1 protein-coding gene is annotated in these 1,698 nt (G+C 42.0%); it reads right to left on the reverse strand.

Features of this window, described 5'->3' with window-relative positions:
* Positions 1-118: 118 nt before the first annotated feature.
* On the reverse strand, positions 119-1,348 hold the full coding sequence (locus K3T81_RS19305) for an IS110 family RNA-guided transposase (protein WP_238022197.1): 1,230 nt from the start codon (positions 1,346-1,348) through the stop codon (positions 119-121).
* Positions 1,349-1,698: the final 350 nt, after the last annotated feature.

A 1,698-nucleotide genomic window follows, 5' to 3' on the forward strand; every position in this document is an offset into this window, starting at 1 on the left:
TGATTAGATATTTGATTATCAAGGTTCAAATTTAGTAAAAAAGGCAACACGAAACTAGACCAGTAGTTTGTTGGTAATTACTGGAATTTATTCAAAGGATGTAGAAGCTAATTTTGCTTCATATATTCACGCTCCTTTTTGGCGTGTAGACTTGGTGATTGCGTAGTAGCGCATCCACCAAACGTACCAATTTTCTTGCGGTTAAGACGAGTGCTCTTTTATGTTGATGTTTTGGTACTTCCTTGTACTTCTTCGCGTAATAATCTTGATACTCCGGAACGTGCCTTCTTACCGAGTTGGCGGCTTCAACTAAGTAATACCTAAGGTATTGGTTCCCGTTACGCGAAAGAGATGTGTCATCAGCTGTAAAGCGCCCAGATTGGTGTTTTCGCCAATAGAGGCCTGCATATTTGGCGATTTTTGTTTCATCATCAAAACGCTCAATTTGGCCGATTTCAGCGATGATCCCAGCTGTGAAGACTGGTCCAATGCCAGGGATGGTTACGAGCGTTTGTGTCAGGCCAGCCATTAATCTTTCGATTGCTTTGTCAATCTCCTTGACCTGTTTGTGAAGTGTGCGAATGACTTCAATCGTCGTGCCAAGAATGATGTCGATAGAATCTTCTACAACTTTGTCTAAGCGATAAGAAGATCGGACAGCTTTTTGAATGGATTTCGCTACACATTCTGGGTCACCAAAGCGATTTTTCCCCTTTTCTTGGAGAAAAGCAGCCAGGTCCTCTATTGACATTTGTGCGAGTTCTTCTAGGCTAAATTTCTCAAAAAACAGCTCCATCATGGCATTCCCAAAGACGGAAGAGTCCACTTCCTCTTTGAAGGTATTACACTTAAAGCTTAAGTGTTGTAGGAAATGTTGCTTCTCCTTCGTCACTTGATGAATGAGCTGGTATCGAGAGCGTGTGAGCTGTTGGAGAGCGACATACTGGCTCTCTTTCACAACCGACATAGGCAATCGACCGAAGCGAAGATAGTCGGCAATGACAAACGCATCGATTTCATCGGTTTTGTCCATATCGCTATAGCTCTTTTTAAAATTCGCAATCTGTTTCGGATTCATGACAAATACTTCTGTCCCAAGTGACTTAAGTGAAGCGTCATTATGTAAGAACATAGAGGGATGAAAGCTATAGACAGAAGTTGATTCAAGACCGATTCTAAGCGTATAAATGTCTCGACCAGCTGCACATTCAATAATGGCATCTCGCAACTTCGTTGCACCTGGTAAATCGTTTGAAACGGTGAAGGACCTTAGCTTTTCCCCTTCACCATCTAAAAAACAAACCTTGATATCAAAAGAACTCACATCTAATCCAACAAATAATTTCATGGGGGATTTCCTCCTTTCAATTTGGAATCATCGGTACTATGTTCTTGGACGCCCTGAGATATCCCTAGTGTGAACGCCGATCAGCAACCTCGTGTATAAGTACTATCCTTGGTTCGAAAGCCGCCCTAGAGCTACTAACATCTAGGTTCGAATACCAAGATGCACAGCCTGCGAGTAGGAAGGTCCGCACGTACACTGGGAAACAGTCTATATAAAGTGGTCTAACCACAAGGGGGAAAAGAATTGTCCCAAATGATCCTAAGACCATTATCTAGAAATATCTCGCGACGTCCAAGACTTTTTTGACATATTTAGCAAGAAAGGGCATAAGAATTTGCCTTTGAAATAAG

The sequence above is a fragment of the Oceanobacillus jordanicus genome (genome assembly GCF_022095695.1).
In the GTDB taxonomy this organism is placed as follows: domain Bacteria; phylum Bacillota; class Bacilli; order Bacillales; family Amphibacillaceae; genus Oceanobacillus_B; species Oceanobacillus_B jordanicus.